Raw genomic sequence first — 24,726 nt, 5'->3', positions numbered from 1 at the left:
GGGCGGGCGCGGTCGAGGGCCTTGTCTCCTGCTCGGTCCCCCTTGGGAGCGCCGTCTCCATCAGGAGCGCCGTTTCCATCAGGAGCGCTGTCCCCTTCGGGAGCGCTGTCCCGTTCGGGAACGCTGTCGCCCTTGTCCTCCGGCGACCCGTCTTCCGGTACGTCGTCGGGTACACCGGCGATCTCCGCGCGCTCCGCGCGCAGTGTGCGGGCCGTGCGGCGGGCGTCGTCGGCCGCGCGCTGGGCGGCACGCCGGTCCTCGTCGGCGGCGCGGGCGCGCTCCAGGCAGGACTGGGCGCGGGCCTCCGACTCGGTCGCCTCGTCGGCGAGTTCACGCAGTTGGGCCTGCCAGCCGGCCCGCTCGCGCAGCCGGAAGGCGAGTCCGGCGAGCGCGTCGGCGGCGCGACGGGCCCGCTGCGCGGCGTCCTGGCGCTCGTCCCGTACGCGGGCGGCGTCGGCCGCGGCCTCGTCGGCCTCGGCCCGCACGGTACGCGCTTCGGCGAGCTCGGCCTCGGCCTCCTCGGCGAACGCACGGGCTTCATGCGCGGCTTCGGCGAGTTCGGCGAGCCGCCCCGCCGGGCACCCGGTCCGCCAGGACGCGAGCCGCGCGGCCAGCTCCCGGTCCTTGGCCAGCCGGGCCGCCAACTCCCGGATCTCCTCGTCCCGTTCCGACGCGCGCGTGCGCAGCGCCTGCCGCTCCTCGTCGGCGGCGTGCTCGTCGTGCATGGCCGGGTTCGGCGGTACGAGGAATACGTCGGTACGGCCGCCGCGACCCGAACCGGGGGCCGGGGGCGGGGCGAGCAGCGCGGCAGCGGTGCCGACGGCCACGGCGGACCGGGGCAGCAGCGCGGCCTCGGCGAGGGCCTCGCGAGCACGCGCGTGCGTGTCCGGATCCGTGATGATCACGCCGTCCACCAGCTCGGGTCGGGCGGCCAGCACGCGCGCGTGGTCGACGGGATCGACGGCCTGCGCGAGATAGCGCCAGCCGGGGAGCGCCGGGACGCCGCGCTCCCCCAGGTACTCCACGGTGGCCACGACGTCCGGCCCCGGGGGCAACAGCCCGCCGTCACCGAGCGCGCCAAGGATCCGGGCGTCATCGGCGGCGGCGGTCCGCAGCTCGAAGAGCTGCCGCTCGGCGGAGGCGACACCGTCGTCGAGCAACGGCCGCAGCTCGTCGGCGTACCGGTCCAACTCCTCGGCTGCGAGGGGGCATTCGGGCATGGGCCGCGCGGCGGCGTGAGCGTTGGCGCCGAGGCCCGCACGCGCGGCGGCGCCCTTGCCCTCGACGGCAGCCGCGTCACGGCCGCGGCCAGGTACACCCGACCCACCGTCACCACTCTGCCGGCCGCCCACACCCTGGCCATCGCCGCCCACACCTTGGCCATCGCCGACCGCACCCCGGCTCCGGCCGGGCACACCCGCCGCACCGCTGTCCTCGCCATGGCCCGCGCCGACATCACTCAGGCCCGGCGCACCGACCCCGCCCTGCGCATCGGCCGCCCTCCGACCACCGCCGGACGCACCCGCCGCGGCCCCGGCTTCGCCGTCGTCGGCGCCGGCCCCGCCGCCCTGTGCGGCACCCGTACCGCCCACGTCCCCCGCGTGCCCGCCGGAACGGTCCGTCCCCACTCGGGGTGCCGGCACCCCACCGCGTCCTCCGCCGGAGGCGCCCGGCAGGCTCAGCAGTTCCGCCAGCCGTTCCTCCCCCGCCAGGGCTTCGGCGGTGCGCCGCTCCGTGTCGTACGCGCGCTCGGCAGCCGTCGCGGCGTCCGCCGCGCGAGCCGCCGTGAGCTCCGCGCGGGACTCGGCGGCGGCCGCCTCACGGGCATGGTCCGAGGCACGTCGCGAAGACTCACGCGCGGTGTCCCAGCCGGCGACGGCGGTCTTCTCGGCGTCGCTGGCCGCGAGGGCCGCGCGCGCGGGGTCGGCGTCGGGCGCGGGGTCGTCGAGCCATCCGGCGCGCACCGCCTCGGCGGTCTCCTGCTCGACCTCGCTGAGGCGTTGCCGCAGGTGGCCGAGCTCGCTGCGGGCACGCTGCGCCTCGGTGGCGGCGACCGTGGAGTCGCGGTAGGCGGCCTCGCCGGTCTCCTGGAGCGCGGCGGACCGCTCCTCCTCCTCGTTGGCGACCGTCTCGGCCCCCTCGGCGGCGGTGTGCAGCGCGCGTACGAGGTCGACGGCGGCCTTGGCACGCGCGGCGAGCGCGGGCGCGGCATCGCGCTCGGCTTCGCGGATCGCGACGGACACACGCGCGGAGCGGTCGGCGGCGGCGCGGTGGCGCAGCACCGCCTCGGCGGCCTGCCAGGCGGAGTGCAGCGTGCGCGCGTCGGCGAGCTCGCGTTTCTGCGCCGCCGCTGCCTTCTCGGCGCCGGCGAGCGCCAGCGAGGCGTGTCGGTAGGCGAGTTCGGCCGCGATCAGCGCGCTGGTGGAGCGGGCGCTCTCGGCTTCGGTGACCGTGTGCGCGGCGGCGGTGACCCGCTGGGCGAGGTCGGCCGCGCGGGCCCGCTCCTGGACCGCGCGCGCGGAGAGCCGCCGGGCCAGGGTGCGCGTACGCCGCTCGGCGGCCGTGTGGATGTCCCGCGCGCGCGACCGCGCCCCGGCCGCTTCCACGATGCGGCCGAGCAGGTCCACGGACCCCGCCGTGAACTCCCGCTCGGCGATCAGTTCGGCCCGCCGCCCCAGCTTGTTGCCGAACCCGCCGACCAGGTCGGCGAGCCCGTCGGTGTCCCGGGTGTCGGTGACCGCGCGCAGCAGCAGGTCGGTGAAGTCGGAGTCCTTCTTGACCGCGAAGAGCCCGGCCGCCTCACCTTCGTCGGCGTTCATCTCCCGCTGGTAGCGGAAGAGTTCGGGGTCGAGGCCGAGGTCGCCGAGGTGCTCGTTCCAGCGGTCGTGGATCTCCTCCCAGTGCACCTCCAGGTGCGGGTACGCCTTCGCCGCCTCGGTGATCGCGTCCCGGAAGCCCTTCATCGTGCGGCGCCGCCCCTGCGCACCGGACACGCCCTCGACGGGCGGCCGTACGGTGGTGGCCTCGGCGACCGGCAGGTTGTCCAGGCTCAGCCCGGGCCCGGGCCGGAAGGAGTACCACGCCTCCGCGAACTTCCGCGGGTCGTTGGAGACCTGGCGTCCGCGCCACTCGCTCACCTTGCCGACCACGACGCACTCGCCGGTCAGCGTGTGCTGCCACTCCAGCGCCACATGCCCGCAGTCGTCGGCGAGCAGGAACTTCCGCAGCACACCGGAACTGGCGCCGCCCAGCGTGTTCCGGTGCCCGGGCAGCATCACCGAGAAGATCAGCTTCAGGAGTACGGACTTGCCGCCGCCGTTCTCCAGGAAGAGCACGCCAGCGGGCGCGGGACGGCGCGGCGGCCCGACAGGCTCCTCCTCGAAGAACTCCGCCTGGGTGGGCGCGGGGTCGGGCACCGGCTCGCCGACACCCCGCAGGTCCAGCACGGTGTCGGCGTAACGCGCACCGGCCGGCCCGATGGAGTAGAGGCGGACCCGGGACAGCTCGTACATGGTGGCGGACTCTCGTAATCGGACGTATGCGGAAGGGAGTTGTTGGAGTCGGTCGGGATCGGAGTGGTCGGGATCGGAGTGGTCGAGGTCAGGAATGGTCGAGGTCAGGAATGGAACGGCAGCCCGGCGTCGGCCGCCAGCTCCAGGTCATCGGTGTCCTCGGCGGGCAGCAGGGTCGCGGTGCCGTCGGTGACCGGAACGATGCCCAGCTCGAGCAGCTCGGCCATGGCTGCACTGCCCGCCATGTCGCGCACCTGGAGCTGATAGCGGGCGGTCGTGCGGTACGTCCCTCCGCCGTCGTCCCCGGTGCGCTGCAAGAACCCTGAGTCGGTGAGGAACGCGACGGCCTTGCCCACGATGCCCGTGGTCGAACCGGCCAGCCGGCGCGCGTCCTTGGTCGCCCCGGTCGCGCTGCGTCTGGCCCAGATCCGCCAGGCGGCCTCGAGGCCGGGGGCGTCGGTGGCCGGGTCGGTGTTCTCCCCCTGCTCATCGGCGCGCTCCTCCAGGCGGCGGCAGGCCTGCCGTACGAACGCGTCGACACCGTTGACCGACACCCGCCCGATGTACCCGTCGTCGGCGAGGTCCTCCGGCCGCGGAAACGCCATCGCGGCGACGGCGAGATGTGCGAGCCCGTGCAGGAAACGGTCTCCCGAGTCGGCGGACGCCCGCCGCGCGTAGTCCCCCATGCGCACGGCGAACACCGAGTCCTCGGCGGCGGTCACCGCCATCCCCGCGCGCGGGGACACCTCCAGAACGACCAGCCCCAGCCCGGCGGCAACAGCATCGGCGAGCCGCGCGAACGCCGGGTCCTCGCGATGCCTTCGCAAGAGCTCGGCGTACTCCTGGTCCCGGGCGGGCTGCAGTTTCGGCTGCAGCCCAAAGGCGACGAGCCGCGCCGCGTCGGCGGCGTCGGCGGGCGTGACGGCGACGGACGCCGGGACGGCGACAGCCTCCGGCTCACTCCACTCGACGTGCTCGGTCACGATTGAGGCTCCTTGGTCTGATAAACGAGGGCAAGGACAAGCGCCCCGTCAGGGGCGCGGGGAACTGCGCGACCAGCCACAGCCGACCCGCGCCCAAGAGACGACCCACAGTTCACAGGCTCTCCAAGCGGAGCGCCCCCGCATTCAAGAGCGCCATGCCCACAATGAGATCCGCCCCACCGAACTCCGGATCGTCCAACTCCGTCCCGTCGTCCACGGCGAACAACAGCTTTTCCTCACCCTGCCGGTAGGCGGTACCCACCGGCGGGCTGGCCGCGTGAACAGCCAACAGCGCGACGAGGTACGGCAGTTCGGGATCCTGACGACGGGCCTCTGCGAGCAGCCCGGACAGCCGCCGCGGCGCATCGGTCGGCAGGTCGAGCAGCTCCATGGCCGCGCCCAACTGCTCCTCGCTGAACCTGCTGTCGTCCGGCGTGGCAATCAGGTCGGGCTCGGGCATCTCCGCCCCGAGATGCTCACGCTCCATGGGCGGCGTCAGCAATATGTCGACAAGATCCCCGACCCGTACGGACACAGGCGTACGCAGCCCCGTCCCGCGCGTGAAGAACGCGTCCGTCACGCGCAGCGCCTGCTCGACGGGCAGCGGAAGCACGGGCGCGACGAGATGCCCGTACAGGTCTATCCCCGACGTCGTCATGGGCGTCGCGAAGGCCTGCCGGTCCTGCTCCGCCCGGAACAGCGGACCGGCCTCCAGGAGCCGGGACTGCAACTGCGTATGGCGGCGGATGCAGTCCTTGACGATGTCGACGAGCTCGGCGGCGCGGCGCTTGTGCTCGGGGTCCTCGGACTCGTCGCGCGCCTTGCGGATGTTGGTGAGGATCGCGTTCTCATGGCGATAGCGGTCGGCCACGTGGTCGAGCGCCTCGGCGATCATGTCGGGCACGGCCTGCAGCCAGTCCACCGCGCGTACGTTGCGCCGTGTCGCGTCCAGGGCCTTCCGAAGCGTCTCGGAGTACTGCACGGTCCGGTAGCGGGCCTGCTCGGCGGCGAGCTGCGCGTCGGCGAGCCGACCGCGGCTGATCAGCACCTCCAGCTTGACCTCGGCGGCGATCTGCGCGCTGGTGACGTCCGTGTCGAGGGCGCCCACGAGGACGTTGACCGCCTCGTCCGTCGTACGGAGATACACGCTCCCTCCATAGCCGGGCACCTCCTCGATCAGCTTGAAGTCGTAGTCGCGGCGCACATAGGAGCCGTCGGGCGCGAACGTGCCGTATACGGCACGGAAGCCGCGGTCGACGCTGCCGACGTTGATCAGGTTCTCCAGGACCCAGCGGGCCACGCGCTCGTGTTCGGCGACGGGACGGCGCGGGGCCTGCGCGGCGATGCGCGGTATGAGCCTGGCCACTATCTGGTCGTGGTCGGCGCCCGTGTCGAAGTCCATGTTCAGCGTGACGAGGTCGATGGCGGCGAGGGCCACCTCCGCCATCCCGTACACCGAGTACTCACCCGCGAGGTTCGCCTTGCGTACGTCGAGGTCGTGCAGCGGCGCGGTGCAGGCGAGCGCGCGCAGCCGCCGCGCCAGTCCCTCGTCGGCGGCCGGGCCCGGGGCGGGCCGCGGCCCCGCGCTGAGCTGGGGCGGAACGCTGTCCGTCGTTGCAGGCGAAGTCACGGTGCACAGACTAGGTCCTGGGTCTGACAACGACCCAAACGGCGGCGCTCCGCTGGGAGGAGCCGTTGAACTGCGGATTGTTTGTGACCTGCGGGTCGTCCGTGGCTGGTCGCGCAGTTCCCCGCGCCCCTTACGGGGCGCGGCTCCCCTGCCCCGGAGCGGGTGCGCCTGTCGCGTCCGGGCGCGTGCGTTCCGCCGGCGCCCTACGCCCCGTCGGCCACACGCTGCCCGTAAACGTCCACAACCCTGTGACGCGAGTCGTCCAGGTACACCGCAAGCAGCTTCTCGGCTCCGTCCCGGTCGCCTTCCTGCAGGGCCTCCAGTATCTGGCCGTTGCGGGCGAGATACGGCTCGTGGAGCCGCCGAGGGTCGTCCACCAGGTGGAAGGCGAGCCGCAGTTCGGCGAAGACGCTGCGCATCAGCTCGTCGGTGCGGGCGCTTCCGGCGAGTGCCACCAGCTCCCGGTGGAAGTGGATGTTGGCCGTACCCAGGGCTTTCCAGTCCTGTTCGCGCGCCGCCCGCCGGCCGTCCGCCACGGCCTGGGCAAGGTCCTCAACGGCGTACGGGGGCTTGCCCAGGCCCCGCACGACGGCGCACTCGACGAGGCTGCGGGTGCGGTAGATGTCCTCGACGTCCTCGACGGTCAGGATCCGTACGAACACGCCCCGGTTGAGCTCGTGCACCAGCAGCCGTTCGTGCGTGAGCAGCCGGAACGCCTCGCGCAGCGTGTTGCGCGAGACGCCGAGGGCGCCGCCGATGCTGTCCTCGGACAGCCGCGTACCGGGCGGGAAGTAGCCCTCGGCGATCCGGCTCCTGAGGATGTCCGAGACCCGCTCCGCGGTGCTGGTGCGTCCCAACAGCGCGCGATCGTCCGCAAGTCCGTTCAGTTCGGCCACGCCCGAATTCAATCGCAGATACAAGAACGAAACAACACGGGTATTGAAGGATCGTTCAACAATCCTCTACCTTGCTGGACAGGCGCCTGCCGCTCACCCCGGCGCCGATGGCTTCCGCACGCCACAGCTCGGTTCTTCAAGCGCTCCCGCACGGCACGGCTCAGTCAGCAAGCACCCTCCCCTCCCTCAACCGCGAGGTGCCCATGAGCACGACCCCTCCACCGCAGGCCATGACCACCGACACGCGCCCCGGATCGGGTGGACCCACCGACGACGAGGGCGCGTTCGCCTGGCTGCGGGCCCTGGGTCCGCGTGGCCGCCGTGCCTTCGGCGGCGCGTTCGGCGGCTATGCCCTGGACTCGTACGACTACTTCACGCTGCCGCTGAGCATGGTGGCGCTGGCGGCGTACTTCGGCCTCAACAGCGGCCAGACCGGGCTGTTCACGACCGTCACGCTGGTCGTCTCCGCGATCGGCGGCGCCGCGGCGGGCGTGATCGCGGACCGGATCGGGCGCGTCAAGGCCCTGATGATCACGGTGATCACGTACGCGGTCTTCACCGTGGCCTGCGGCTTCGCGCCCAACTACGAGACGCTGCTGGTGTTCCGGGCCCTTCAGGGGCTCGGTTTCGGCGGTGAGTGGGCGGTCGGCGCGATCCTGGTCGCCGAGTACGCGAGCCCGAAGCACCGGGGGCGCACGCTCGGCGCGATCCAGAGCTCCTGGGCCGTCGGCTGGGGGCTCGCCGTGATCGTCTACACGCTGGTCTTCCAGTACGTGGACGAGGACATCGCCTGGCGCGTCATGTTCTGGACCGGGGCGCTGCCGGCCCTGCTCGTCGTCTGGGTGCGCCGTCAGGTGAAGGACGCCCCGGAGGCGGCCCGGCGCCGCAAGGAGAGCCCCGAGAAGGGCTCGTTCGCGGCGATCTTCAAACCGGGCACGGCCGAGGCACCCGGACTGCTGCGGACGACGGTGTTCGCAGTCCTGCTCTCCACAGGCGTCCAGGGCGGCTACTACACGCTGGCCACCTGGGTTCCCACGTACCTGAAGACGGACCGCGGACTGTCCGTCGTCGGCACCGGCGGTTACCTGACGTTCCTGATCTCCGGGGCCTTCATCGGCTATCTGACGGGCGGTTATCTCACCGACAGGCTGGGCCGCAAACGCAACATCCTGCTCTTCGCGGTCCTCTCGGCCGTCTGCATCCTGGCCTACGCGAACATCCCGAGCGGCGCCAACACCCTTGTCCTCGTGCTCGGTTTCCCCCTCGGCTTCTGCATGTCGGCGATCTTCAGCGGCTTCGGTTCGTTCCTCAGCGAGCTGTACCCGACGGCGGTGCGCGGCACGGGGCAGGGCTTCACGTACAACACCGGCCGCGCCGTGGGTGCCGTCTTCCCGACGCTGGTCGGCTTCCTGGCCGACAGCTGGGGCGTCGGCGGTGCGCTGGTCTTCGGCGCGATCGGCTACGGTCTCGCGGCACTGGCCCTGCTCGGGCTGCCCGAGACACGCGGGAAGGAACTGCTGTGAACCGACCGTCAAGTACGCAGAACCGCGCCCCGGCCCATCTCGACGGCCACGCGCACGCGTGGAGCCCCAAGGAGGCGCGCTCACGCTTCCGTTCGGGCGTGTCGGGCCCCACCGCGGGCTGCGCGGCCGGCCACACCCAGGCCAACCTGATCTCGGTGCCCGCCGACTGGGCGTACGACATGCTGCTGTTCTGCCAGCGCAACCCGAAGCCCTGCCCGGTGCTCGACGTCACCGACGCCGGCTCCTGGACGACCGTCCTGGCCCCCGACGCGGATCTGCGCACCGATCTGCCGCGCTACCGGGTGTGGGAGCACGGCGAGCTGACCGACGAACCCACGGACGTGGTGGCCCACTGGCGCGACGACCTCGTGTCGTTCCTCATCGGGTGCAGCTTCACCTTCGAGTGGGCGCTGACCGAGGCGGGCGTGCCGCTGCGCCACCTCGAGCAGGGACGCAACGTGTCCATGTACGTGACGAGCCGTCAGTGCCGTCCGGCGGGGCGGCTGCACGGCCCCATGGTGGTGTCGATGCGCCCGGTGCCGCCCGAGTGCCTGCCCACGGCGATCCGGGAGACGAGCCTGCTGCCCGCGGTGCACGGCAGTCCGGTGTACTGCGGTGACCCGGGCGGGCTCGGCATCGAGGATCTCCAGCGCCCCGACTTCGGCGATCCCGTGGACGCCGAGCCAGGCGACATCCCGGTGTTCTGGGCCTGCGGTGTGACACCCCAGGCCGCGGTGATGGCCTCGCGCCCGCCGTTCGCGATCACCCACGCACCGGGCCAGATGTTCATCACCGACGCCCGCGACGAGCAGTACCGCGTGGCCTGACAGGAGGAACTGACATCTCCATGACCTCGATCGATCTGAACGCCGACCTAGGCGAGGGCTTCGGCCGCTGGCGCCTGACCGACGACGAAGGGCTGCTGTCCGTCGTCACCAGCGCCAACGTGGCCTGCGGCTTCCACGCCGGGGACGCGGCCACCATGCGGCGGGTGTGCGAGCTGGCTGCCGAGCGCGGCGTACGGATCGGCGCCCAGGTCTCCTACCGCGACCTGGCGGGCTTCGGGCGGCGCGCGATGGATGTGCCGCCCGACGAGCTGGCGGCCGAAGTGGCGTACCAGATCGGCGCCTTGGAGGTCTTCACGCGCGCGGCGGGCGCGCGTGTGGCGTACGTGAAGCCGCACGGCGCGCTCTACAACCGGGTGGTGCACGACGAGGAGCAGGCCGGCGCGGTGGTCGACGGAGTGCTCCTCGCGGACGCCACGCTGCCCGTTCTCGGGCTGCCCGGATCGCGCTTCCTCGACGTGGCCGAGAAGGCCGGACTCCCGGTCGTCACCGAGGCGTTCGCGGACCGGGCCTACACACAGGAGGGCACGCTCGTGCCGCGTGGTCAGGAAGGAGCGGTGATCACCGACCCCGATGCCGTCGTGGAACGCTCGACGAACCTGGCCCGTTTCGGCGTGGTCACGGCTCACTCCGGGCGGGACATCGCGGTACGCGCACGCTCCTTGTGCCTGCACGGCGACACACCCGGCGCGGTCGATCTGGCCCGCCGGGTCCGTAAGGGGCTCGAGGAGTCGGGCGTCCGCGTGGAGGCCTTCGCATGAGGGCACTGCCGGTCGGCGACCGGGCTCTGCTCGTCGAGGTCTCGACGGACGAGGAGGCGCAGGCCCTGCACGCGGATCTGCTGCGTCGCCGCGCGGAGGGCTCCCTCTCGGTACGGGAGATCGTCCCCGCGGCCCGTACGGTCCTCCTGGACGGCCTCGACGACCCCGCCCGCCTGGCGGCCCGGCTGACCGCCTCGCAGGTGCCGCCCGCTCCCCCGCGCGCGGAGGAGGTCGTCGAGATCCCCGTCCGCTACGACGGCCCCGACCTCGCAGACGTCGCCGCCCACTGGGACGTGCCCGCACACGAAGTGGCGCGGATCCACGCGGCGGCCGAATTCCGCGTCGCCTTCTGCGGGTTCGCCCCGGGCTTCGGCTACCTGACCGGGCTCCCGGCCCGCTACGGCGTGCCGCGCCACGCGACGCCTCGTACGACCGTCCCGGCGGGTGCCGTGGGGCTCGCGGGCCCGTACACGGGCGTGTACCCGCGTCCGTCGCCGGGCGGCTGGCAGTTGATCGGCACGACGGACGCCGTTCTGTGGGACCACGCGCGCGTGCCCGCCGCGTTGCTGTCCCCCGGCACCCGGGTCCGCTTCGTCCCTGTCGGCCCCTCATGACGGACCGTGCTCTCGCCGTCGTACGGGCCGGGGCGCTGACCACCGTGCAGGACCAGGGGCGCCCCGGCCATGCCCACCTGGGCGTACCGCGCTCCGGCGCGCTGGACGGGCCCGCCGCCGCCCTGGTGAACCGTCTCGTCGGCAACCCGCCCGAGGCGGCCGTCCTGGAGACGACGCTCAACGGCTGTGCCGTACGGCCGCGTTCGGCGGTCACCGTCGCGGTCGGCGGGGCCCCGTGCCCCGTCTTCGTGGACGGGCGCCCGGTCGCCTGGGGAGCACCGGTGCACGTCCCCGGCGGGGCACTGCTGTCGGTGGGGACGGCGGTCTCCGGAGTACGCAGCTACGTCGGCGTGTCGGGCGGGGTGGCCGTCGAGCCCGTGCTCGGCAGCCGGTCGACGGACCTGCTGTCGGGCCTCGGCCCACCGCCCCTGACCGACGGGATGGTGCTCCCTCTGGGACGCCCGACCGCCCCCCACGCGCGCGTGGACCTCGCCGCACAGTCGGGCCCACCCGCCGAACTCGTGCTCAGAGTGACGCTCGGCCCCCGCGCCGACTGGTTCACGGCGGCGGCCGTACGCACCCTCACGACGCACACGTACCGGGTGTCCTCCGCGAGCAACCGCATCGGCCTGCGCACGGAGGGGCCCGCCCTGGAGCGGGCGCGCCCCGGCGAACTCCCCAGCGAGGGCATGGTCCTCGGCGCGATCCAGGTCCCGCCGGACGGACGACCCGTCATCTTCCTCGCCGACCACCCGACCACCGGGGGTTACCCGGTGATCGCCGTCGTCCGAGCCGAGGACCTCCCCGCCACGGCCCAGGCGGCACCGGGGACCCCGGTACGGTTCGTGGCCGTACGCCGCCGTTGACCAGGCCATCGGGAGGGACTCACGACCGCTGAGCGGTCTTGCCGAAGTCCGGTGCAGGACCGCGCCCCGTCAGGGGCGCGGGGAACTGCGCGACCAGCCACGGACGGCCCGCAGCCGTCAAACTGCCTGTCGAAGTCGAACTGCATCTCCAGCGGAGCGCCTACGCCGCGCCCGCCTGCTCCGTCGGCACGGACAAGGCCGCCAGTGCCGAGGCCACCGCATGGGACGTGCTCACGTCGAGGCGGGCGCTGGTGCCGCGGGCACGGTGGCGGACCTCGTCGGCGGCCAGGGTGAGGAGCTGGGGCAGGAGGTCGGTGCAGCGGCGGGCCACCCACCCGGTGCCCGCGGTGGCCAGCCACCACAGACTCGCCGAGCGTGTGGGCGCGGGGAACTCGGGCTCGGGAGAAGGCGTGTACCCCGTCGCGATGCCCGCGTCCGCGAGCAGCGCGTGGAAGCGGACGGCGAGCTGCCGGTGCCCCCGCTCGCCGGGGTGCAGCCGGTCCGCGCTCCACATCGCGCGGTCCGTGAGCCACGCCCCCTGCGAGGCGTGCAGATGGACGGCGCCGTACCGCTCGGAGAGCGCGTGCACGACGGCGTTCACAGCTCGCTGGCGCCGTGCGAGCGGCCGGGCCAGCGCCCCGGGGAGCCCCAGCATCGCCCCGGGGTCGGGCAGGCAGGCGGTGAGGAGCACCGCCCCCTGTCCGGTGAACGCCGCGTACACCTCGTCGAGCCGCGCGGCCACGGCGTGGATGTCGAAGGTGCACCTCAGGGTGTCGTTGACCCCGATGACGACCGAGGCGACATCGGGTCGTACGGCCAGCGCGGCCGGGGTCTGACGCTCCAGGACGTCTCGCGTCTGGGCGCCGCTGACCGCGAAGTTGACGAACTCCACGGGCGCGTCGGCGGGGGCGAGCCCGTCGGCGAGCAGCGCCGCCCAGCCGCGCCACCCTTCACCGACGGGATCGCCCACTCCTTCCGTGAGGGAGTCCCCCAGCGCCACGAACCGGACGGGTCTCATACGACGCCCTCCCGAGCCCTTCGCTCCGAGGGGGTGCCCGTTTGTGACGGCTCCGCGGGTGTGCCCGTCTGTGACGACGGCCGGACGGCGCGTACGGGCGCGTCGTGCGCCGTGAGGAACGCCTCGACGGCGGCCGGCCACCCGAAACAGGCCGCACGCGCGCGTGCGGCCTCCCGGCGCTCGCTCTCGGGACGGTCCAGCAGCAGCCGCACCGCGTCCGCGAAGGACTCTCCGTTGTCCGCGGCGGTGGCTCCGGCGGAGCCGACGACCTCCGGGAGAGCGGAGGAGGCGCTGGCGACGACGGGCGTGCCGCAGGCCATCGCCTCGAGGGCGGCGAGCCCGAAGGTCTCGGCGGGCCCGGGGGCCAGGCACACGTCGGCGGAGGCCTGGAGACCGCCGAGGAGCGCACGGTCGGCGACATGCCCGAGGAAGGCGACAGGCAACTGCCGCTCGCGCGCCCGCTGTTCGAGCCTGGCCCGCAGCGGCCCGTCACCGGCGACGACGAGCACCGCGCGCTGTCCACGGCGCAGCAGCGCCTCCAGGGCGTCCAGCGCGGTGCCGGGCCGCTTCTCGACGGACAGCCGGGAACACATCACCAGCAGCGTCTCGTCCACGCGCGCGTGCCGGGCCCGTAGCCCCGGGTCACGCAGCGCGGGGTGCCGGCCCTCCAGGTCGACGCCCAGCGGGGCGCGTACGACATTGCGCGCCCCGATGCGGACGAACTCGCGCTCCGCGAACTCCGTGGTGCACACCACGCGTGCGTAGTGGTGCGCGGTACGGATGTTGAGGGCGTCGGAGGCCCGCCGGGCCATGCCTTCGGGCAGGCCCCAGGTGCGCAGTACGCCGTCGGCGGTCTCGTGGGAGACCATCACGGCGGGTACTCGGGCGCGCCGCGCCCAGACGCCGGTCCAGCGCAGCGTCGTACGGTCACAGACCTCGAGCCGGTCGGGCGCGAGCTCCGCCAGCAGGGTGGACACACGCCGCTTGTCGGTGAGCACGCGATAGCCGCCGGTTCCGGGCAGCAGAGGGCCGGGCAGCGTGATCACCCGGCCCTGCTCGGTCTCGCGGTCGGTGGCGCGCTCGCCGGGCACGATCAGTACGGGCTCGTGCCCGGCCTCCCGGTAACCGGCGCCCAGCTCCCGCAGCGCGGTCCGCAGACCGCCCGAGGCGGGGGCGACGAAGTTGGCCAGCCGGACGATCCGCAGCGACTCGCTCATGCCGCAACCACCGCCCGTCCGGTGAGCACGTCGGCATAGTGCCCGATGAGCTGGTCGCCGACGGCCGCCCAGGTGCGGCCCTCGACGGTACGGCGTGCCTCGGCGCCGTACGCGGCCCGCAGCGCGGGATCGGCGGCGAGCACCGCCACCGCGTCGCGTACGGCGCCCTCGTCGCGCGGCGGGACGAGCAGTCCGGTGCGCCCGTGGGCCACCAGGTCGAGCGGTCCGCCCGCGGCGGGGGCGACCACGGGGACACCGCTTGCCATCGCCTCCTGCACGGTCTGGCAGAAGGTCTCGAACGGTCCGGTGTGCGCGAAGACGTCCAACGAGGCGAAGATCCGGGCGAGTTCGTCCCCGGTGCGACGGCCCAGGAACACGGCTCCGGGAAGTGCCCCGCTCAGACTGGCCTGGCTCGGGCCGTCGCCCACGACCACGACGCGTACGCCGTCCAGGCCGCAGACCGCGGCGAGGAGTTCGACCTGCTTCTCGGGGGCGAGCCGGCCGACGTAGCCGACGATCAGCTCGCCGTTCGGCGCGAGTTCACGGCGGATCGTGTCGTCCCGGTGTTCCGGGCGGAATCGGATGGTGTCCACGCCGCGCGGCCACAGCCGCACCCGGGGCACACCGTGCGCCTCCAGGTCCTGCAGAGCGGCGCTGGACGGGGCGAGCGTGCGGTCGGCGGCGGAGTGGACGGAGCGGATACGCCGCCAGGCGGTGGCCTCACCCGCGTGCACATAGGTACGGGCGTATCCCGCGAGGTCGGTCTGGTAGACGGCGACGGCGGGGATGCCGAGCCGGGTGGCGGCCGCCATGCCGCGGACGCCGAGGATGAAGGGGCTGGCCAGGTGGACGATGTCGGCGCGGTGTTCGGTGATCGCGGCGGCGACGCGTCGGCTGGGGAGGGCGACGCGGACCTGGGGGTAGCCGGGGAGCGGTAGGGAGGGGATTCGGACGACGGGGCACGGCGCGAGAGCGTCGGGCCCGTTGCCGGCGGCAGTGGCCGGGGCTACGACGAGGGGAGCGTGACCGCGGTCGACGAGGTGTCGGGCGGTCTGGAGCGCGCAGTGGGCCACGCCGTTCACGTCGGGGGGAAAGGACTCGGTCACGATGACGACACGCATACCCGTGTTGTCGTCGTGCTGGACGTGGCCGCGTCAACGTGGATCTTTCCGGAGAGGGAACGTCCCATGAGCGTTGCGCTGCGTGCGCCCCCGGATCACGACCCGGTCACGCCCCGGCATCCAGGCTCGTACCAACGCACTACGGGCGGGCAACAGACACGCTCACACGGCGGTCGCATCCCGCCCCGTGCCGCGGGCGTGTGTGAGCTCACACCGTGGACACTCCAGCCTCACGCGGCAGTCGTGTCCGGGCCGATTCTGCTGCGGACCGCCGTCTGTACTTCGGCCTCCTCGGCCGGATCGGCGGCGAGCCGCCGAAGCTGGTCGACCACACGGGCGTCACCGGTCTCGGCGTGACGGGCGGCGACCTCTCTGGTCGTCTCCTCGCAGTCCCAGAGGCACTCGACGGCGAACCCGGCGGGAAAGGAGGGATCGGTGGCGGCCAGCGCACGGGCCGTGCGCTGGCGCAGATGTGATGAGGCCGTCTCGCGGTAGACGTGGCGCAGAACGGGAGCGGCGCAGGCGATACCGAGCCGTCCGGTCCCGTCGACGAGGGTCCACAGGGTCGGCGCGTCGGGCCCGTCCCCGCGTACGGCCTCGCGCAGGGCGCTGAGCACGAGCTCGCTGTCCTGTGCGCCGCCGCGACAGGCGAGCACCCGTCCCGCGGCCTCTCCGAGCGCGTCGGGCCGGTGCGCCCACCGTCGCGCCCGCTCCACGGCGGCGACGCTGCGCAACCGCTCGAAGGCGTCCACGGCGGCGTCCACGACGAGTCGCGAGCCGGCGGCCTGGGCGGCCTCGATCAGGTCCAGTACGTCGGGATCGTGGCTGTCGGCGAGATAGCGCAGGGCCGTGCAGCGCGCACCGTCGTCGCCGTGCCGCGCCGCCTCGATGATCTCGGGGCGGTCGTCGGGACCGGCGACGGCCGTGAGGCAGCGGGCGGCCGGCACGTGGAGTGCGGCTCCGCGTTCGATGCCCTGCTGGGCCCATTCGAAGACGGCCCGCACGCTCCAGCCCGGACGGGGCCCGGACGGTCGCATCTGCCGCTGCCAGCGGTCGAAGGAGCCGGCTTCCTGAGCGGCACGCACGCGTGTGCCGATGGATGCGCGGGGGTCCTCGGCCCACAGCCGCCAGGGCCGGGGTTCGAAGGCGTCGCGCACGGCGGTGGCGAGTTCGGCCTCGCCCTCGGGATCGGCGGGGAACCGGGAGAGGACCGGCACCGCGAGAGCGCGCAGGCCCGCGTCGTCGTCGCGCAGCGCCAGCTCGTCCAGGGCCCAGGCCCAGTTGGTGCCGGAGGCGGCGTACCGCCGCAGCAGTTCGAGCGCGTCGCGCCTGCCGTACGAGGCGAGATGCCCGAGGACGGCGAGTGCGAGGCCCGTGCGTGACTCGTCCGTGTCGAGGACGTCTTCGGCGTCGAAGAGATGCCCCTCGATCTCGTCGAGTTCACCGTTCAGATCGAGGTAGAGACGGGCGTAGTACAGGGAGCGGTTCTCCACCTGCCAGTCGTGGCGGGGGTCGTGCAGCACGCACGCGTTGAGCGCCGCGAGCGCTTCGGCCCGCGGTGCGGTGAGCGCGTGCAACGTGCCGTCGCCGCGGCCCCGCTGGAGCAGGCCGAGCAGCGTACCGCTGGGCGCTATGACCGGATCGAACATGGGAAACAGCCTCACATCAAGCGTCGGCGCAACCGGGGATCGTGCTTTACCTGGCCGCGTGACAACACGTCGGGGCGCCCGCCGTTTCCTGCTTGCTGTAGACCATCTTCCTCTGCCTCTCGTCGGTGGCCCATGCGGGCCGCATCACGGCCCGCGCGGTGCGGCAACACCTGCCCAGCCATCGCGTCCGTGAATCACGACGTCATGATGACCCAGCGGTTCTCGCTGCCGCGACCGCATTTCCGGCGGCTCGGTACCGCCTCCCCCAAAATCGTTGTCACGCCTGGTCAGGGCGGGTGGTTCAGTTCGCTCCGAAGAGGCCGAGCAACTCGGCCTTGCCGAACATCCGGGCCGTGTCCACGGCGGACGGCGTGCCCGCGGAGGGGTCGGCGCCGGCGTCCAGGAGGACCCGGACCACCGCGTCCTCGCCCTTGAAGACCGCTCCGGCGAGTGGAGTCTGGCCCCGGTCGTTGACACGGTCGGCCTCGGCGCCGCGCTCCAGGAGAGCGCGCACCGCCTCCGCATGGCCGTGGTAGGCGGCGAGCATCACGAGCGAGTCGCCGCGGTCGTTGGTGAGGTTGGCCGGAACGCCCGCGTCGACATACGCGACGAGCGCCTCGGTCTCGCCCCGGCGCGCAAGATCGAAGATCTTGGTCGCCAGCTCCACGACCTCTGGGTCGGGGGCTTCACTCATCGGCCGGACCACCTCTCACTGCGAAGAACTCGGGGACTGCGGGTGCGTACGGCCACGAGCGGTACGGCCGTACGAGTGAATCGCCAGAGTACTGGCCGGAGCAGGCACATGACCGGGCCCGTCCGAGGCAAAGACCACCACGAAGCCGACAAGCCCCGCGTGGCTGTCAAGGTGTCCCAGGACGACGGAGCCACCCGGACGAAATGCTGTGGAATTCACGCAGTTGCGCCTTTTGTCCTATGGATACATGCTGTGAGCCTGGAAGTACTCGTGGTGACTGTCCCCTACCAGGAGAACCCTCATGATCCTGTCCATCTCAGGCGTGGTCCTGCTCGGCGTCATCGTCTTCCTCTTCTTCCGGAAGGACGGTCTCAAGGCCTCGCACATGCTGGTCTGCGCGCTCTTCGGGTTCTACCTCGCGAGCACGGCCATCGCCCCGAGCATCAAGGCCGGCGGCGAGAGCCTGGCCAACATGCTCGGCGGGATCAAGTTCTGACGCCCGTCCCCTCCACGCGCACCCTCAGGAGACAGCAGTGGCCCGGCGCCCTCTCCCCCGCATTCTGAGCAACGGCAGCGACCGGATCGCCCGCGGCCGGGAGCTGACACGGACGGCCGCCGACAGCGCCACCGACGTCCTCCAGCCGCTGATCACGATCACCCGTGGACTGCGAGGACTGGCGGCCGTCGGGCGGCGGAAGTGGGCCGACACCCCCAAGGACCGGCGCGGGCCGCTGCTGTTCATGCTGGGCTCGGTCGTCCTGGTCGTCGTCCTGCTGCCGTACGGGCCGCTGCTCACCGTCATCGCCCTGATGGCGGCTGCCGCGTGGCACGGCCGGGACCACGCGCTGTCGCGGCCGACGCTTCCCGAAGAGGCGCAGAGCAAGCGGCTGGAGTCGCTCTACAAGGCGCTGGTCCCGTACTTCTCGGTCCCCGAGGACCCTGCCCCGCTGTTCACGCACGGCGGGGACTGGACGAAGGCCTTCAGCTCGTACGCGTTCGACGACACCGGCCGCGTCTCACAGCTGACGATCCGCTACCCGGCGTACTTCACGGACGGTGATCCGGAATCCCGCGCGCGTATCGAGCAGTTGCTGCACGCGAAGTCGGGCCGTGGCCGCGAGTACCGCTTCGAATGGGACGAGGAGGGCAACCAGCTCACCCTCACGGTTCTGCCGCCGCTTCCCACCGACGTCGCCGTCCAGCGCTTCGTCACGGCTCCGGGCGAGACGGTCCTCGGCTTCACAGACCCGACGGGCGTGCTGCGCACGCTTCCCCTCACCTTCGGTGAGGAACGACGCGACGTTCCTCCGGTCGTCTGGCGCACCGGCGTGCGCTCCACCGAGCCGCATCTCCTCGCGGTCGGCGCTCCCGGCAGCGGCACGACCACCCTGCTCCGGTCGATGGCTCTGCAGGCCCTCCAGCACGGCGACGTGCTGATCGTCGAGGGCGGCGGCACGGGTGAGTACGCCTGCCTCACGGGCCGTCCCGGCGTCATGGCCGTCGAGTGCGAGCTGACGGGCGCCCTGGCCGGCCTGGAGTGGGCGGCGCACGAGACGGAGCGACGCCTCATCGCCGTGAACAGGGCCCGCCAGGCGGGCCAGCCCCCGCCCGACGACACGCAGCGTCCGCTCTGGCTCATCCTGGACCGGCCCTCCGTGCTCGGGCAGCTGGCGGCGGCCGACGGCCGACGGGATCCGCAGTCCCTCCTCCAGGTGCCGCTGCGGCACGGCCGCGCGGCCAATGTGACGGTGGCGGTGGCCGAGCAGTTCGACGGCATGGAGTCCCTCACCGACGCGGTACGGCAGCACACGCGCGCGCGTGTCGTGCTCGGCCCGGCCTCGGTCACGCAGCTCGAAGCGGTGCTCGGGACGCGGCCGCACACCACGCCGACCGCCGGCGTGCCCGCCGGCCGCGGCTATGCACGGCTGGGCGCGGGCCCGGTGCTCCGCCTCCAGGTCCCGGCAACCCCGGACCCGTACGACGAGGCGACGAGCGAGACCCACCGTCAGGCCGTCCTGAGCCTCCTTCCGGAGCGCGCGGCTCCGGCGGACGAGAAAACCCTCGGCATCACGGCGAAATCCGTCGGAGCAACGGCGGATCCCGTCGGCGTCACCGCGCAAGGCGGCGCGGTCACCGCTGAGGGCGCCACCGTGACGGCTGAAGGCTGAACGATCGCCGTGGAGGAGGTCTGAACGGTCGCGGTAGAGGGCTGAACGGTCCGGTGGAGGTCTCAACGCGCGGGGTCACGCCACGAAGGTGCGCGGCGACTCCGTCGCTCCGTTCGCTCCCGTCTCCACCAGCCGGGCCGCAGCGGCCAGACGCACCGCGGCCTCCTCGGCCACCGCGCCGCCGACGGTGAACGGCAGCCGCACATAGCCCTCGAAGGCCCCGTCCACGCCGAAGCGGGGCCCGGACGGCACCCGTACGCCCACGCGCTCGCCGGCCTCGGCGATGCGCGAACCGGACAGCCCTCCGGTACGCACCCACAGCGTGAGCCCGCCGTGCGGTACGTCGAACTCCCAGCTGGGCAGCTCACGGCGTACGGCGGCCACGAGCGCGTCGCGGTTCTCGCGGGCCTGGTCCCGGCGAATGTCCACGGCCTGCTCCCAGCCCCCGGTGCTCAGCAGCCAGTTCACGGCCAGCTGCTCCAGGACGGGGGTGCCCAGGTCGGCGTACGCCCGTGCCGCGACCAGGCTGCGGATCACGTCGGGCGCCGCCCGCACCCAGCCGATCCGCATGCCCGCCCAGAACGCCTTGCTGGCCGAGCCGACCGTGATGACCGTCGACCCGGCCGGGTCGAAACCGCAGACGGGACGCGGCAGTTCGAGCCCTTCGTCCAGATGCAGCTCGCTCATGGTCTCGTCCACGATCAGCACGGTGCCCGCGGACCGCGCCGCGTCGACGAGCCGCCGCCGCCGGTCCTCGTCGGCGAGCGCGCCGGTCGGGTTGTGGAAGTCCGCGACGACGTACGCGAGCCGGGGCGCGGCATCGCGCAGCACCTGCCGCCAGCGGTCCATGTCCCAGCCCGCGAGCCCTTCGGCCATGGCCACGGGTACGAGCCGGGCTCCCGCCTCCCGCATCAACTGGAGGATGTTGGCGTACGAGGGCGACTCGACGGCGATGCGCTCGCCGCGCCCGGCGAAGAGATGGCAGATGGCGTCGATGGCCCCCATGGCGCCGGTGGTCACCATGATCTGCTCGGGCATCGTCGGAATTCCGCGTGCGGTGTACCGCTCGGCGAGCATCGCGCGCAGCGCGGGCAGCCCGGCGGGATAGTCGCCGTGCGTGTGGGCGTACGGCGGCAGTTCTTCCAGCGCGCCCTGGACGGCACGGGTGAGCCAGGGCTCGGGCGCGGGCAGGGCCGCGCAGCCCAGGTCGATCATGGAGCCGAGCGCCTCGGGCGGCAGCGGTTCGAGGCCGCGCGCGGGCAGCGGGTTGCCGGCCGGTACGGCGGTCCAGCTGCCCGCTCCCCGGCGGGACTCCAGGAAGCCCTCGCTGCGCAGCGCCTCATAGGCGGCGGCCACGGTGGTGCGGCTGACGGACAGGGAGAGGGCCAACTCGCGCTCGGCGGGCAGCCGCGCGGCGACGGGGACGCGCCCTTCGAGCACGAGCAGCCGGATGCCGTCAGCGAGGGCGCGGTAGGCGGGCGGGCGGCGCGTGCCGGGGCCTGCGGGGCGCTCCTGCTGGGAGTTGAGCAGCCGGGCCAGCTGCGCGGCACCCACCGCCGAAGTCCACTGGGCCATGATTCTCAGTCCACCTTCCCCGGATTGGCCATGGTTGGCATGACCTACCAAGCCACAGGGTGTCATGCATCAGGCCACTACCACCATCTCAGGGGGCACCTCTTGTCCACGCAGGGGCATCTCACACGGCGGCTGCTGCAGCTCTACGGCGGTCTCACGCTGTACGGCGCGAGCTCGGCACTCCTCGTCAGGTCGGGCCTCGGCCTCGAGCCTTGGAACGTGCTGCATGAGGGGATCGCCGAGCGGACGGGACTGTCGATCGGTCTGGTGCTGACCATCCTGGGTGCCTCGGTGCTGTTGCTGTGGATTCCGCTGCGTCAGCGGCCCGGCCTCGGAACGATCTCCAACGTCCTGGTGATCGGTGTCGCGCTGGACGCGACGCTGGCCCTCGTACCGGACGCCCGCACCCTGGCGGTCCGCGTCGCACTGATGGTCGCGGGGATCGTCCTGAACGGCGTGGCGACGGGCATGTACATCGCCGCGCGCTTCGGGCCCGGCCCCCGCGACGGCCTGATGACAGGGCTGCACGAGCGCACGGGACTCTCGATCCGCCTGATGCGCACGGCCATCGAGATCACGGTCGTGACGACCGGGTTCGTGCTCGGTGGCACCATCGGCATCGGCACGATCCTCTACGCGCTGTCCATCGGCCCGCTGGCCCAGCTGTTCCTGCGTCTGTTCGCCGTCCCCACGGAAACCGGCAGCACCGTCGTTGCCGCCGGTCAACCGAAGCGGGCGATACTGCGCGGGTGACCACGCGGATACGTCATCCCTATCTCGACCATCCCGGCCCGATCGCCTTCGCCCACCGGGGCGGGGCGGCGGACGGTCTGGAGAACACCGTGGCCCAGTTCCGGCGGGCGGTCGAGGCGGGCTACCGGTACATCGAGACCGATGTACACGCCACTGCCGACGGCCGGCTCGTCGCCTTCCACGACGCGACGCTCGACCGGGTGACCGACGGGGCGGGCCGGATAGCGGACCTCCCGTGGAACGACGTGCGGCACGCGCGCGTGGCCGGCGCCGAACCGGTGCCCCTCTTCGAGGAGCTTCTGGAGACGTTCCCCGACGTCCGCTGGAACGTCGACATCAAGGCGGAGCCCGCGCTGCACCCGCTGCTCGACCTGATCGGCCGCACCAACTCCTGGGACCGCGTCTGCGCCGGCTCCTTCTCCGAGGCGCGCGTGTCCCGCGCCCAGCGCCTGGCCGGGCCGCGCCTGGCGACCTCGTACGGCACCCGAGGCGTTCTGGGGCTGCGCCTGCGGTCGTGGGGCGTCCCCGCCGCGCTGCGCCGCTCGGCGGTCTGCGCCCAGGTGCCCGAGGCGCAGTCGGGCGTCCCGGTGGTCGACCACCGCTTCGTGCGCGCCGCCCACGCGCGCGGGCTGCACGTCCACGTGTGGACCGTCAACGAGCCCGGGCGGATGCACCGTCTCCTGGACCTGGGAGTCGATGGCATCATGACCGATCACATCGAGACGCTGCGCGGGGTTCTCAAGGACCGCGGCACCTGGGTCTGACCGGCCCCGGCGCACCGACCGCGCGGCGTCCGCGTACGGGGACTGCCTGCGGGCACCGGGACGGGGAAGCGAGGGCACGGGTGGGCACCGACACCGTGCGGACGGGGGCGGCCGACGCGGCGGCCGAGCGGCGCCGCGAACAACACGGCTGGTACTTCTACGACTGGGCCTGCTCCGTCTATTCGACGAGTGTCCTCACCGTGTTCCTCGGGCCCTACCTGACGTCGGTCGCCGAGTCGGCGGCGGACGCGGACGGCTTCGTGCACCCTCTGGGGATCCCGGTCCGCGCGGGCTCCTTCTTCGCGTACTCCGTGTCCGCGTCCGTGATCCTGTCGATCTTCGTGATGCCCCTGGCGGGAGCGGCGGCCGACCGCACCGGCCGCAAGAAGCCGCTGCTCGCGGTCGCCGCCTACGTGGGGGCCGCGGCCACCACGGGCATGTTCTTCCTGGACGGCGAGCGCTATCTGCTCGGCGGTTTCCTGCTGATTGTGGCCAACGCCTCAGTTGCCGTCTCGATGGTGCTCTACAACTCCTATCTGCCGCAGATCGCCCCACCCGAGGAACGCGACGCCGTCTCGTCCAGGGGCTGGGCCTTCGGTTACGCGGCGGGCGCGCTGGTTCTGGTGGCGAACCTGGTGCTTTTCACGGCGCATGACAGCTTCGGCGTCTCGGAGGCGACGGCGGTCCGCATCTGTCTGGCCTCGGCGGGCATCTGGTGGGGGGCCTTCACGCTCGTACCGCTCAAGCGGCTGCGCGACCGCCGTACGACGTCCCCTTCGGGGACGTCCGCACACGGCTGGCGTCAGCTGGCCGCCACCGTCCGGGACATGCGCCGCCAGCCTCTGACGCTCGCCTTCCTGCTGGCCTATCTCGTCTACAACGACGGCATCCAGACGGTCATCTCGCAGGCCTCCGTGTACGGCTCCGAAGAGCTGGGCCTCGGCCAGTCGACACTCATCGTCGCGGTGCTGCTCGTCCAGCTGCTGGCCGTGGCCGGGGCGCTCGGCATGGGGCGGCTCGCGCGCGCATACGGCGCGAAGCGCACCATTCTCGGCTCACTGGTCGCGTGGACGGTGACGATCGGGGCGGGCTACTTCCTGCCCGCGGGCTCGTCCGTGTGGTTCTTCGTCCTCGCCGCCGGGATCGGACTCGTGCTCGGCGGGAGCCAGGCGCTGTCCCGGTCCCTGTTCTCACATCTGGTGCCGCCGGGCAAGGAGGCCGAGTACTTCTCGGCGTACGAGATGAGCGACCGCGGCATGAGCTGGCTGGGCCCGCTTCTGTTCGGTCTGACATACCAGCTGACCGGAAGTTATCGGGACGCGATCGTCTCGCTCGTGGCCTTCTTCGTCATCGGATTCGTGCTGCTCGCGCGGGTTCCGGTACGGCAGGCGGTGCACGACGCGGGCAATCCCGTTCCGGACCGGATCTAGGCCGATTTAGCACCTGAGGCCAAAGGCCGGTAGTGTACGCGTTTGGCCTGCCAGGCGTACCGTTACTGCGCGTCAAAGATACTGAAACGCTGGGTGACATCTGCTCTCAGATGTGACAAACCGGGCGCTGGTGGGTACAACAAGGGGCGGCTACGACGGCGACGCATGACCCGGAACGGGAATCTTTACCGCCGACCGGACGTTGACCGGATGACGACGACAGCGACACCTGTCCTGTGGGCGACAAGCCCGGGAGGCACGATTCATGAGTGAGCGAGCTCTTCGCGGCACGCGCCTCGTGGTGACCAGCTACGAGACGGACCGCGGCATCGACCTGGCCCCGCGCCAGGCCGTGGAGTACGCATGCGAGAAGGGCCATCGTTTCGAGATGCCCTTCTCGGTGGAGGCGGAGATCCCGCCGGAGTGGGAGTGCAAGGTCTGCGGGGCCCAGGCACTCCTCGTGGATGGCGACGGCCCCGAGGAGAAGAAGGCCAAGCCCGCGCGCACGCATTGGGACATGCTGATGGAGCGGCGCACGCGCGAGGAGCTCGAAGAGGTTCTCGCGGAGCGCTTGGCCGTTCTCCGATCCGGCGCCATGAACATCGCGGTACATCCGCGGGACAGCCGCAAGTCCGCGTAGCCCCTCCGGGGGTTGGGCGGCATAGAGAGCGCACCGGGACCGCGGTGTGCCGTACTTAGGTGTACGG

General features: G+C 72.5%; 21 protein-coding genes. 11 read left to right on the top strand and 10 right to left on the bottom strand.

Going from position 1 to position 24,726, the window contains the following annotated elements; translation table 11 throughout:
* The 4 genes from G5C60_RS11560 to G5C60_RS11545 form a co-directional block, all read right to left on the bottom strand.
* Nucleotides 1–3,512, bottom strand: a 3,512-nt coding sequence (locus G5C60_RS11560) for a hypothetical protein (RefSeq protein WP_241266690.1), incomplete at its 3' end; no start/stop codon positions are given.
* 104 nt (nucleotides 3,513–3,616) lie between these two features.
* Complete coding sequence (locus tag G5C60_RS11555; RefSeq protein ID WP_165257767.1) at nucleotides 3,617–4,495, bottom strand: hypothetical protein; 879 nt, start codon at nucleotides 4,493–4,495, stop codon at nucleotides 3,617–3,619.
* A 112-nt stretch (nucleotides 4,496–4,607) separates the two neighbouring features.
* Complete coding sequence (locus G5C60_RS11550) at nucleotides 4,608–6,125, bottom strand: hypothetical protein (RefSeq protein WP_165257763.1); 1,518 nt, start codon at nucleotides 6,123–6,125, stop codon at nucleotides 4,608–4,610.
* Between the two features lie 203 nt (nucleotides 6,126–6,328).
* Entirely contained in the window at nucleotides 6,329–7,021 is a 693-nt protein-coding gene (locus tag G5C60_RS11545; protein ID WP_165257760.1) for an FCD domain-containing protein, read from the bottom strand.
* Nucleotides 7,022–7,224: 203 nt separating this feature from the next.
* Here G5C60_RS11545 and G5C60_RS11540 point away from each other — a divergent pair, with 203 nt between their 5' ends.
* The 5 genes from G5C60_RS11540 to G5C60_RS11520 are packed head-to-tail and all read left to right on the top strand — an operon-like array spanning nucleotide 7,225 to nucleotide 11,630.
* Nucleotides 7,225–8,544, top strand: a complete 1,320-nt coding sequence (locus G5C60_RS11540) for an MFS transporter (RefSeq protein WP_165257758.1) — start codon at nucleotides 7,225–7,227, stop codon at nucleotides 8,542–8,544.
* Nucleotides 8,541–9,371, top strand: a complete 831-nt coding sequence (locus G5C60_RS11535; protein ID WP_165257756.1) for a putative hydro-lyase — start codon at nucleotides 8,541–8,543, stop codon at nucleotides 9,369–9,371. The genes G5C60_RS11540 and G5C60_RS11535 overlap by 4 nt, the downstream gene beginning before the upstream one ends.
* 20 nt (nucleotides 9,372–9,391) lie before the next feature.
* Nucleotides 9,392–10,150, top strand: coding sequence for a LamB/YcsF family protein (locus G5C60_RS11530; protein ID WP_165257754.1), 759 nt, complete (start codon nucleotides 9,392–9,394; stop codon nucleotides 10,148–10,150).
* Nucleotides 10,147–10,764 carry a 5-oxoprolinase subunit B family protein gene (locus G5C60_RS11525; RefSeq protein ID WP_165257752.1) on the top strand — a complete coding sequence of 206 codons (618 nt, stop codon included), beginning with the start codon at nucleotides 10,147–10,149 and terminating at the stop codon, nucleotides 10,762–10,764. Before G5C60_RS11530 ends, G5C60_RS11525 begins: the two co-directional genes overlap by 4 nt.
* Nucleotides 10,761–11,630, top strand: coding sequence for a 5-oxoprolinase subunit C family protein (locus tag G5C60_RS11520; RefSeq protein WP_165257750.1), 870 nt, complete (start codon nucleotides 10,761–10,763; stop codon nucleotides 11,628–11,630). Before G5C60_RS11525 ends, G5C60_RS11520 begins: the two co-directional genes overlap by 4 nt.
* A 160-nt stretch (nucleotides 11,631–11,790) precedes the next feature.
* Here G5C60_RS11520 and G5C60_RS11515 read toward each other — a convergent pair whose 3' ends face one another.
* The 5 genes from G5C60_RS11515 to G5C60_RS11495 all read right to left on the bottom strand — a co-directional run bounded on the left by G5C60_RS11515 (nucleotide 11,791) and on the right by G5C60_RS11495 (nucleotide 17,329).
* Nucleotides 11,791–12,648 carry an SGNH/GDSL hydrolase family protein gene (locus tag G5C60_RS11515; protein WP_165257748.1) on the bottom strand — a complete coding sequence of 286 codons (858 nt, stop codon included), beginning with the start codon at nucleotides 12,646–12,648 and terminating at the stop codon, nucleotides 11,791–11,793.
* On the bottom strand, nucleotides 12,645–13,865 hold the full coding sequence (locus G5C60_RS11510) for a glycosyltransferase (protein ID WP_165257745.1): 1,221 nt from the start codon (nucleotides 13,863–13,865) through the stop codon (nucleotides 12,645–12,647). The genes G5C60_RS11515 and G5C60_RS11510 overlap by 4 nt, the downstream gene beginning before the upstream one ends.
* A complete protein-coding gene (locus G5C60_RS11505; RefSeq protein ID WP_165257743.1) occupies nucleotides 13,862–14,986 on the bottom strand; it encodes a glycosyltransferase family 4 protein in 1,125 nt (374 codons plus the stop codon). The genes G5C60_RS11510 and G5C60_RS11505 overlap by 4 nt, the downstream gene beginning before the upstream one ends.
* A gap of 230 nt (nucleotides 14,987–15,216) precedes the next feature.
* On the bottom strand, nucleotides 15,217–16,635 hold the full coding sequence (locus tag G5C60_RS11500) for a HEAT repeat domain-containing protein (RefSeq protein ID WP_165257741.1): 1,419 nt from the start codon (nucleotides 16,633–16,635) through the stop codon (nucleotides 15,217–15,219).
* A gap of 301 nt (nucleotides 16,636–16,936) precedes the next feature.
* A complete protein-coding gene (locus G5C60_RS11495) occupies nucleotides 16,937–17,329 on the bottom strand; it encodes an ankyrin repeat domain-containing protein (protein WP_165257739.1) in 393 nt (130 codons plus the stop codon).
* Between the two features lie 301 nt (nucleotides 17,330–17,630).
* Here G5C60_RS11495 and G5C60_RS11490 point away from each other — a divergent pair, with 301 nt between their 5' ends.
* Entirely contained in the window at nucleotides 17,631–17,825 is a 195-nt protein-coding gene (locus G5C60_RS11490; protein WP_165257737.1) for a hypothetical protein, read from the top strand.
* Between the two features lie 37 nt (nucleotides 17,826–17,862).
* Nucleotides 17,863–19,497 carry a P-loop NTPase family protein gene (locus G5C60_RS11485; RefSeq protein ID WP_165257735.1) on the top strand — a complete coding sequence of 545 codons (1,635 nt, stop codon included), beginning with the start codon at nucleotides 17,863–17,865 and terminating at the stop codon, nucleotides 19,495–19,497.
* 75 nt (nucleotides 19,498–19,572) lie between these two features.
* Here G5C60_RS11485 and G5C60_RS11480 read toward each other — a convergent pair whose 3' ends face one another.
* The gene (locus tag G5C60_RS11480) at nucleotides 19,573–21,072 is read right to left on the bottom strand and encodes an SCO1417 family PLP biosynthesis transcription factor (RefSeq protein WP_165257732.1); all 1,500 of its coding nucleotides are present in this window, start codon (nucleotides 21,070–21,072) and stop codon (nucleotides 19,573–19,575) included.
* 102 nt (nucleotides 21,073–21,174) lie between these two features.
* On the opposite strand from G5C60_RS11480, the gene yczE reads away from it, so the two are divergent.
* From yczE to G5C60_RS11460, 4 genes are all read left to right on the top strand, one after another.
* Nucleotides 21,175–21,825 carry a membrane protein YczE gene (yczE, locus tag G5C60_RS11475; protein ID WP_165257729.1) on the top strand — a complete coding sequence of 217 codons (651 nt, stop codon included), beginning with the start codon at nucleotides 21,175–21,177 and terminating at the stop codon, nucleotides 21,823–21,825.
* On the top strand, nucleotides 21,822–22,589 hold the full coding sequence (locus G5C60_RS11470; RefSeq protein WP_165257726.1) for a glycerophosphodiester phosphodiesterase family protein: 768 nt from the start codon (nucleotides 21,822–21,824) through the stop codon (nucleotides 22,587–22,589). Before yczE ends, G5C60_RS11470 begins: the two co-directional genes overlap by 4 nt.
* Before the next feature lie 80 nt (nucleotides 22,590–22,669).
* Nucleotides 22,670–24,019 carry an MFS transporter gene (locus G5C60_RS11465; protein WP_165257724.1) on the top strand — a complete coding sequence of 450 codons (1,350 nt, stop codon included), beginning with the start codon at nucleotides 22,670–22,672 and terminating at the stop codon, nucleotides 24,017–24,019.
* Between the two features lie 265 nt (nucleotides 24,020–24,284).
* Nucleotides 24,285–24,659: an RNA polymerase-binding protein RbpA gene (locus G5C60_RS11460; protein WP_030677841.1), complete on the top strand. Its 375-nt coding sequence runs from the start codon at nucleotides 24,285–24,287 to the stop codon at nucleotides 24,657–24,659.
* Nucleotides 24,660–24,726: the final 67 nt, after the last annotated feature.

It is taken from the genome of Streptomyces scabichelini, from assembly GCF_011045015.1.
Lineage (GTDB): Bacteria > Actinomycetota > Actinomycetes > Streptomycetales > Streptomycetaceae > Streptomyces > Streptomyces scabichelini.
Note: the sequence above shows the minus strand (reverse complement) of the source record. Positions and strands in the feature narration are given on the sequence as shown.

Excerpts from the sequence above, each read along its gene's own strand:
- G5C60_RS11480 (WP_165257732.1), bottom strand. The coding sequence starts at position 21,072 with ATGGCCCAGTGGACTTCGGCGGTGGGTGCCGCGCAGCTGGCCCGGCTG.
- G5C60_RS11490 (WP_165257737.1), top strand. The coding sequence starts at position 17,631 with ATGATCCTGTCCATCTCAGGCGTGGTCCTGCTCGGCGTCATCGTCTTC.
- G5C60_RS11520 (WP_165257750.1), top strand. The coding sequence starts at position 10,761 with ATGACGGACCGTGCTCTCGCCGTCGTACGGGCCGGGGCGCTGACCACC.
- G5C60_RS11505 (WP_165257743.1), bottom strand. The coding sequence starts at position 14,986 with ATGCGTGTCGTCATCGTGACCGAGTCCTTTCCCCCCGACGTGAACGGC.
- G5C60_RS11500 (WP_165257741.1), bottom strand. The coding sequence starts at position 16,635 with ATGTTCGATCCGGTCATAGCGCCCAGCGGTACGCTGCTCGGCCTGCTC.
- G5C60_RS11540 (WP_165257758.1), top strand. The coding sequence starts at position 7,225 with ATGAGCACGACCCCTCCACCGCAGGCCATGACCACCGACACGCGCCCC.
- G5C60_RS11515 (WP_165257748.1), bottom strand. The coding sequence starts at position 12,648 with ATGAGACCCGTCCGGTTCGTGGCGCTGGGGGACTCCCTCACGGAAGGA.
- G5C60_RS11460 (WP_030677841.1), top strand. The coding sequence starts at position 24,285 with ATGAGTGAGCGAGCTCTTCGCGGCACGCGCCTCGTGGTGACCAGCTAC.
- G5C60_RS11495 (WP_165257739.1), bottom strand. The coding sequence starts at position 17,329 with ATGAGTGAAGCCCCCGACCCAGAGGTCGTGGAGCTGGCGACCAAGATC.
- G5C60_RS11510 (WP_165257745.1), bottom strand. The coding sequence starts at position 13,865 with ATGAGCGAGTCGCTGCGGATCGTCCGGCTGGCCAACTTCGTCGCCCCC.
- G5C60_RS11530 (WP_165257754.1), top strand. The coding sequence starts at position 9,392 with ATGACCTCGATCGATCTGAACGCCGACCTAGGCGAGGGCTTCGGCCGC.
- G5C60_RS11525 (WP_165257752.1), top strand. The coding sequence starts at position 10,147 with ATGAGGGCACTGCCGGTCGGCGACCGGGCTCTGCTCGTCGAGGTCTCG.